Raw genomic sequence first — 6,660 nt, forward strand, 5'->3', positions numbered from 1 at the left:
CGTGCTGCGCTCCCTCCGTCCTGTCGTCATGCCCGCACTCGCCCCCGCGCTCGGCCTGGTGCTCACCGCTGCCGTCGTCGCCGGCTGCTCCGGCGGGGACGACGAGTCCTCTCCGGTCGGCGAGGAGCAGACCCCGGCCGAGGTGATGGAGCTCGCGAAGACCACCTTCGACGAGACCAGCGGCCTGTCGATCACGCTGACCACCGACGACCTGCCCGAGGGCGTCACCGGCATCGTCGACGCCTCCGGGGTCGGCACCCACGCGCCGGCCTTCGAGGGGTCGATCACCGTCGTGCTCCTGGGCCAGCAGGTCGAGGTGCCGGTCGTCGCCGTCGACGACAAGGTCTACGCGCAGGTGCCGTTCACCGACGGCTGGCAGGAGATCGACCCGACCGAGTACGGCGCGCCCGACCCCGCCGGCCTGATGAGCACCGACGCCGGCTTCTCGGCGCTCCTGCCCGCGACCACCGGCCTCGAGGAGGGCGAGTCGGTCCGCGGCGGCGCGAACAACGACGAGGTGCTGACCGAGTACACCGGCACGGTCCCCGACACGGCCGTCAAGAACGTCATCCCGAGCGCGTCGGGCGACTTCGACGCGACGTACACGATCACCGCCGAGGGCGAGCTGCGCGCGGCCGTGCTCACCGGCGTCTTCTACGCCGACTCCCCCGAGATGACCTACACGATCGGGTTCGACGACTACGGCACCGAGCAGGACATCACCGCCCCGTGAGCGACACCGTCGCCGGGGCGGGCCGGGGGGCCGGGGGACGCTCGCCGCGGCTGCTGCTCGTCCTGGCGTCGGTCGCGGTCGCCTTCGCGGCGGCCGACACCTACGTCGTCGTGCTGGCGCTGCCGGACATGATGACCGGCGCCGGGATCTCGGTGGAGCAGCTGCAGAAGGCCGCGCCGATCATCTCCGGCTTCCTGCTCGGGTACGTCGCGATGCTGCCGCTCATCGGGCGGATCGCCGACCTGCGCGGCCGCACCCCGGTGCTCGTGGCCGCGCTGGTGCTCTTCGCCCTGGGCTCGCTGGTGACCGCGGCGGCGTACGACCTCCCCAGCATGGTCGCCGGCCGCTTCCTCCAAGGTGTCGGCGGCGGCGGGCTCGTGCCGGCCACCCTCGCGCTGGTCGCCGACCTCTACCCCGCCGAGCGGCGCGGCGTGCCGCTCGGGCTGGTCTCGGCCGTCCAGGAGATCGGCAGCGTCCTCGGCCCGCTCCTCGGCGCGGTCGTGCTCGCCGTCGCCGACTGGCGCGCGATCTTCCTGCTCAACCTCGCCGTCGGCCTGGTGCTCGCCGCCGCGATCCGGTCGGTGCGCGGCGCCTCCGTGGTCGGGCCGGGCGAGCCGCCACCCCGACGCGGGCTGCCCGACCTGCTCGGCGTGCTCCTCGCGCTGGTCGCCATGGTGGCGGGCGGCCTGGTGTTCCTCCGGCCCAGCCAGCTGCTGCGCGACCTGACCTGGGGCGAGATGTTCGTGCCGTACGTCGGCGACGGCCGCTGGCTGACGCCTGTCGGCCTGGTGGCGATCGGCGCGTCGCTGCTGTTCCTGGTCCGCTGCGCCCTTGCCCGCCGGCCGCTGGTGGACCTGCGCGCCTGGTGGCGCAGCGCCCGCGAGGCCGACCTGACCGGCGCGCTGCTGCTGGCGATCGCTCTCGGCGGCGTCATCCTCGCCTTCGCGACCGCCGACCCGAAGGTGCAGGTCTTCTCCGACCAGGGCCTCTGGTACCTCCTCGGCGGCGCCCTCGGTGCCGTCGCCTTCGTCGTGCACGTCCGCCGCGCCGACGCGCCGCTCGTGCCCGCCGGGGCGCTGCGCCGGGTGCCGGCCTGGGGCGCGGTCCTCGTCAGCTTCTTCATCGGCGCCGCCCTCATCGCCGCCCTGATCGACATCCCGCTCTTCGCGCGCACGACCATCCACCGCGACTCCCAGCTGATGGCGGCGCTCGTCCTGCTGCGGTTCCTCGTCGCCCTCCCCGTCGGCGCGGTGGTCGGCGGCTGGCTGACCCGCCGGGTGGGCGCGGGCGTCATCACCGCCGCCGGCATGGGTCTCGCCGCGCTCGGGTTCGCGCTGATGACGCAGTGGGAGGTCGACAGCCTCGAGCACCTCTCCTCGGACCTGACGCTGGTCGTGTGCGGCTTCGGCTTCGGACTGGCGCTGGCGCCGGTGAACGCCGCGATCCTGGCCAGCACCGACGACGACGTCCACGGCGTCGCCAGCGCGATGGTCGTCGTCGCACGGATGGTCGGCATGCTCGTGGGCATCTCCGCACTCACCGCCCTCGGCCTGCGGCGCTACTACGACCACCTCGAGGACAACCCGCTGCCCTCGGCCCGGGAGGTCTGCGGCGACCGCACCCGCTGCACGGCGTACTCCGACCTCATCGCCGCCGCCGGCATCCCCCAGGAGCACGCCGTCTTCGCCGGTGCCGCCGTGGCCGCGGTGCTCGCGGGGCTCATCGCGCTGGTCGTCTTCCGCGGCGCGGCGACCAAGGCCGTCTCGACCGCCGAGGTGCTGCGCGCCGGTGCTTGAGGGTTCCGCTAGGTTCCGGTCCGTGGCTGACTCGGACTTCGACGACCTGCTCGACGCGAACCGACGCTTCGCGGAGACCTTCGACCTCGCCGGCTTCGACGGCGTCGCCCACGCGGGCGTCGCGATCGTGACCTGCATGGACTCGCGGATCGACCCGCTCGGCATGCTCGGGCTCAAGCCGGGCGACGCCAAGATCTTCCGCAACCCCGGCGGGCGCGTCACTCCGCAGGCGCTCGAGGCGCTCGTGCTCGCGGTGCACCTGCTCAACGTCGACCGCGTCCTCGTGGTGCCCCACACCCGCTGCGCCGTCGCCTCCAGCACCGAGGAGGAGCTGCGCGAGCGCGTCAGCGCCTCCGCCGGCACGGACGCCACCTGGCAGCAGTTCCCGGTCGTCGCCGACCAGCGCGCCACGCTCGCTGACGACGTGCACAAGGTGAGCAGCCACCCGCTCGTCCCCGACACGGTGAAGATCGGCGGGTTCGTCTACGACGTCGACACCGGGCTGCTCGACCGCGTGGTCTGACGCGTCGCTCCCGCCGGCGGCCGGCTGATCGGCTAGCAGCCCCGGCGCTCGACGCCGGAGACCTCGACCGGCAGGCGGCCGGGTGCCTCCGCGCGCCCGAGGAGGACGTCGACGAGGGCTGCCATGGCGCCCGGGTTCGTCCCGTACGTCGCGATGCGGACGGCTGCTGCCGAGCCGCCCAGCACGCTCGGCCGGTCGGTGGCGACGACGATCCCGCTGCCGGGCGCCGCGCCACCGCTCACCAGGTGCACCGGCGTGCCCCGGACGACCTGGTGCGGCTCGGCCCGTCGCCACGCGCGCAGGCGGCGCCGGTCCTTCTTCCTGTTGCCGGTCCGCTCCGGTCTGGGCGGCTTGACGAGGTCGACCCTGCCGAGGGCCATGCCGGCGCGGGTCGCCGCCGCGCGGAAGCCGGCCACCGCCGTGCTGCTGCCCAGCGGCACCACCGGGCCCTCGACCAGCCGACCCTCGCAGGGCCCGGCCACGACCGTGACCGCCGCGGCCGACAGCTTGCGGGCTGCCTCGGCTGCCGACCCCGGTGCCGCTCCCCTGCGTGCGGTCGCCGCCCGGTGCTCGAGCAGGGCGACCATCCGGGTCGCGGCCTGCTCGAGCCGCCGCCGCGGCAGCCGGCCCTCGCGGACCGCGCGCACGATCGAGGCGCGCGCCGCGGCCGGGTCGACCGGCATCAGCACCACGTCCCCGCCCGCCCGCAGGAACCGCACCGCGGGCTCGCGACGACCGCGGACCGCCGCCATCTCCAGCGCGTCGCTGACGACCAGCCCGTCGAAGCCCAGCCGCTCGCGCAGCATCCCGTGGACCACCGGTCGCGACAGCGTCGCAGGCACACCCGGATCGACCGCCTGCACCGCGATGTGACCGACCATGACGGCCGGCAGGCCCGCGTCGACCGCGGCGCGGAACGGTTGCAGATCGACCCGACGCAGCTGCGGCACCGTGCGCGTCTGGACCGGCAGCGCGACGTGGCTGTCGGTCGTCAACGACCCGTGGCCCGGGAAGTGCTTGACCACCGGCACCACCCCCGCGTCCCGGAGACCCAGCGCCGCCGCCACCGCGTGGGTCGCCACGGTCCCGGGGTCCGACCCCGGCGAGCGCGAGCCGATCACCGGGTCGGCCGCGCCGACGGTCACGTCAGCCACCGGAGCCAGGTCGACGTTCAGCCCGATCCCGGTCAGCTCGGCGCCGAGTGCCCGGTGGGCCCAGCGGGTCAGCCGCCGGTCGTCCGCCGCGCCGGCGCTCATCAGCGCGGGGTACGCCGTGACCGCCCCGCCGACCCGCTGGACCAGCCCGCCCTCCTGGTCGACCGCCGTCATCAACGGCCAGCCGCGGCCCGAGCCGCGCTGCAGCCGCCGCAACGACCCGGCGAGCGCCTCCGGACCGGCGACGTTGTCGTCGAAGACCACCACGCCGCCCAGGTGGAGGCGGCGCACCAGCTCGGTGGGCGCCCGCGTGCCGGCGTACCTCGTCACGACGACCTGGCCGGCCAGCTCCGGCAGCGCCAGCCGCCCGACCTTCCGGGCGGCGCGGTCGAGCTCGGCGCGGCTCGGGCCCCAGCCGGTGCTCAGGCCGAGGCGCTCCGACGGGCTCCGCGGCACCGCCTGCTCCGTCGCGCCCGCTCCCGTGCCGGCCGGCGGCTCCCCGTCGCCGCTGGTGCACCCCGCGACCAGGGCCAGCACCGCCACGACGGCGACGACCAGACGGGAGGGCACCCGTCCCATGCTGCCAGCCCGGTGCGTCCGCCGGTCGCGCGCGGAGGTGTCCCAGGGCCTAGCGGACGAGCGCGCGGAGCGCCGGCGCCACCTGCTCCCGCCCGAGCTGGCCCTCGCCGACCAGCGCGGCCAGCCCGTGGACCGCACCCCAGAACGCCGTCGACAGCGCCTCGAGGTCCTCCGGGCCGCGGCCGCGGGCGGTCAGCCAGGCGGCGACGCACTCGGCGAGGAGCTCCTCGTTGCGCGCGATGAGCGGCGCGCGCTCGGGGCTCGGGTCCTGCGGCGGGCACAGCTCGGGGTCGAAGACCAGCGCGAAGGCGTGCGGGCGCTCGGCGGCGAAGGACACGTAGGCCTCCCCGAGGGCCACGATCCGGTCGGCGGGGTCGCTCTGGGTAGCCGCGGCGTCCTCCTGCCGGGCGAGGAAGTCGCCCATGCAGGCGTCGCCGATCGCCTTGAGCAGGCCGCCGCGGTCCCCGAAGTGGTGGTACGGCGCCGCGTGGCTCACCCCGGCGCGGCGCGCCACCTCCCGCAGGCTCACCCGGGCGGGTGCCTGCTCCTCCAGCAGGGCCGCCCCGGCCTCGAGGAGGGCGCGACGCAGGTCGCCGTGGTGGTAGCCCGTCGAGGATCTTGACACGGGAAAGATCGTACCGCAGGCTGGCTGCACCCCATCTTTACACCGTCAAGACCGACGGTCGTCAACCAGGAGACGCCATGACCCGCACCCTCGTCATCGATGCCCACCCCGACAGCGGCTCGCTCTGCGCCGCCCTCGCCGAGCGGTACGCCGCCGGCGCCTGCTCCGCCGGCGCGCAGGTCGAGCTGCTCGCCCTGCGCGACCTGCACTTCGACCTCGACCTCCGCCGCGGCCTGCGCGCCGAGCAGCCGCTCGAGCCCGACCTGCTCCGCGCGCAGGCCTCGCTCGTCGCCGCCGACCACGTCGTCGTCGTGGCGCCCGTGTGGTGGGGCTCGGTGCCCGCGGTGCTCAAGGGCTTCCTCGACCGGACCCTCGAGCGTGGTTGGGCCTACCGGTACCGCGACAACGGGCTCCCTCAGGGCCTGCTCGCCGGCCGGTCCGCGCGCGTGGTCATGACGACCGACTCCCCCGGCTGGTGGCTGCGCGGGCTCATGGGCGACTCCGCCGTGCGCCAGCTGCGCCGCAGCACCTTGCGCTTCTGCGGTCTCAAGCCGGTGCACGCCACCAGGCTCGGCCCGGTTCACGGCAGCTCTGCCGAGCAGCGCGAGTCGTGGCTCGAGCAGCTCGCCGACCTCGGCCGGACCGACGCCCGTCGTGCTCCTCGCGCCGACAAGCTCATGCCGGTCGTGCGCGTCCCTGCGCCCGACCTCGCCGCCTGAGCCGCCCGGATCCCGGGGCCTCCCCAATGCCCCGCGCCCGCCGACCGGGTAGTAACGGTGAGAAACGTCCGTCACGGTCACCGTGACGGTCAGATCCGTCCGTTACTACCCCGGCTCCCCCGCTCCTGGGACTCCGCGGGCGTCAGCCGACGCCCGACGCGCGCTCCGCCCGGACCTGGGACTCCACGACCAGCACGACCAACGAGTTGCCGACCAGCAACAGTCCGAGGGTGGTGAGCACCCACACCGCGCTCGCGTGCACCCCGTCCGGCTCGCCCTCGATGTAGCAGAAGAAGGCGACCAGGAGCGTGAGGCAACCCGACATCAACAACGAAGCGCCCAGCGCGCGAGCGAGACGGTTATCCATGGACCCGACCTACCCGGCTGCGGGCGCGCCGACACCCGAGCGGCTCACTGGTGGACGTTGGGTGCAGACAGGAGTAGGTCTCTTGTCTGCACCCCGGGTCTGCCGGGTCACTGCCGAGCTGAGCCAGTCGCTCTTCGGGGATGACCTGCCTGAGAGTTGCAGGG

At 74.9% G+C, this 6,660-nt stretch carries 7 protein-coding genes; 4 read left to right on the forward strand and 3 right to left on the reverse strand.

What is annotated here, in order from left to right:
* Position 1 precedes the first annotated feature (1 nt).
* Genes G6553_RS16155 through G6553_RS16165 form a run of 3 tightly spaced genes read left to right on the forward strand, consistent with a single transcriptional unit; the run spans position 2 to position 3,052 of the window.
* Positions 2-733: an LppX_LprAFG lipoprotein gene (locus G6553_RS16155; protein ID WP_207619875.1), complete on the forward strand. Its 732-nt coding sequence runs from the start codon at positions 2-4 to the stop codon at positions 731-733.
* Positions 730-2,529 carry an MFS transporter gene (locus G6553_RS16160; RefSeq protein WP_166195220.1) on the forward strand — a complete coding sequence of 600 codons (1,800 nt, stop codon included), beginning with the start codon at positions 730-732 and terminating at the stop codon, positions 2,527-2,529. Before G6553_RS16155 ends, G6553_RS16160 begins: the two co-directional genes overlap by 4 nt.
* A 22-nt stretch (positions 2,530-2,551) precedes the next feature.
* On the forward strand, positions 2,552-3,052 hold the full coding sequence (locus G6553_RS16165; protein WP_166195223.1) for a carbonic anhydrase: 501 nt from the start codon (positions 2,552-2,554) through the stop codon (positions 3,050-3,052).
* A gap of 32 nt (positions 3,053-3,084) precedes the next feature.
* On the opposite strand, the gene G6553_RS16170 is transcribed toward G6553_RS16165, so the two are convergent.
* A complete protein-coding gene (locus tag G6553_RS16170) occupies positions 3,085-4,776 on the reverse strand; it encodes a glycoside hydrolase family 3 N-terminal domain-containing protein (RefSeq protein ID WP_166195225.1) in 1,692 nt (563 codons plus the stop codon).
* Between the two features lie 58 nt (positions 4,777-4,834).
* Complete coding sequence (locus G6553_RS16175; RefSeq protein WP_166195228.1) at positions 4,835-5,410, reverse strand: TetR/AcrR family transcriptional regulator; 576 nt, start codon at positions 5,408-5,410, stop codon at positions 4,835-4,837.
* A gap of 77 nt (positions 5,411-5,487) precedes the next feature.
* Here G6553_RS16175 and G6553_RS16180 point away from each other — a divergent pair, with 77 nt between their 5' ends.
* Entirely contained in the window at positions 5,488-6,129 is a 642-nt protein-coding gene (locus G6553_RS16180; RefSeq protein ID WP_166195231.1) for an NAD(P)H-dependent oxidoreductase, read from the forward strand.
* 142 nt (positions 6,130-6,271) lie between these two features.
* Here the strand turns inward: G6553_RS16180 and G6553_RS16185 are convergent, their stop codons facing one another.
* Positions 6,272-6,496, reverse strand: a complete 225-nt coding sequence (locus G6553_RS16185; RefSeq protein ID WP_166195233.1) for a hypothetical protein — start codon at positions 6,494-6,496, stop codon at positions 6,272-6,274.
* Positions 6,497-6,660 lie beyond the last annotated feature (164 nt).

It is taken from the genome of Nocardioides sp. IC4_145, from assembly GCF_011250565.1.
In the GTDB taxonomy this organism is placed as follows: domain Bacteria; phylum Actinomycetota; class Actinomycetes; order Propionibacteriales; family Nocardioidaceae; genus Nocardioides.

Bases quoted from the DNA above. Each gene is read 5' to 3' on its own strand.
- G6553_RS16185 (WP_166195233.1), bottom strand. From the start codon at position 6,496: ATGGATAACCGTCTCGCTCGCGCGCTGGGCGCTTCGTTGTTGATGTCG.
- G6553_RS16180 (WP_166195231.1), top strand. From the start codon at position 5,488: ATGACCCGCACCCTCGTCATCGATGCCCACCCCGACAGCGGCTCGCTC.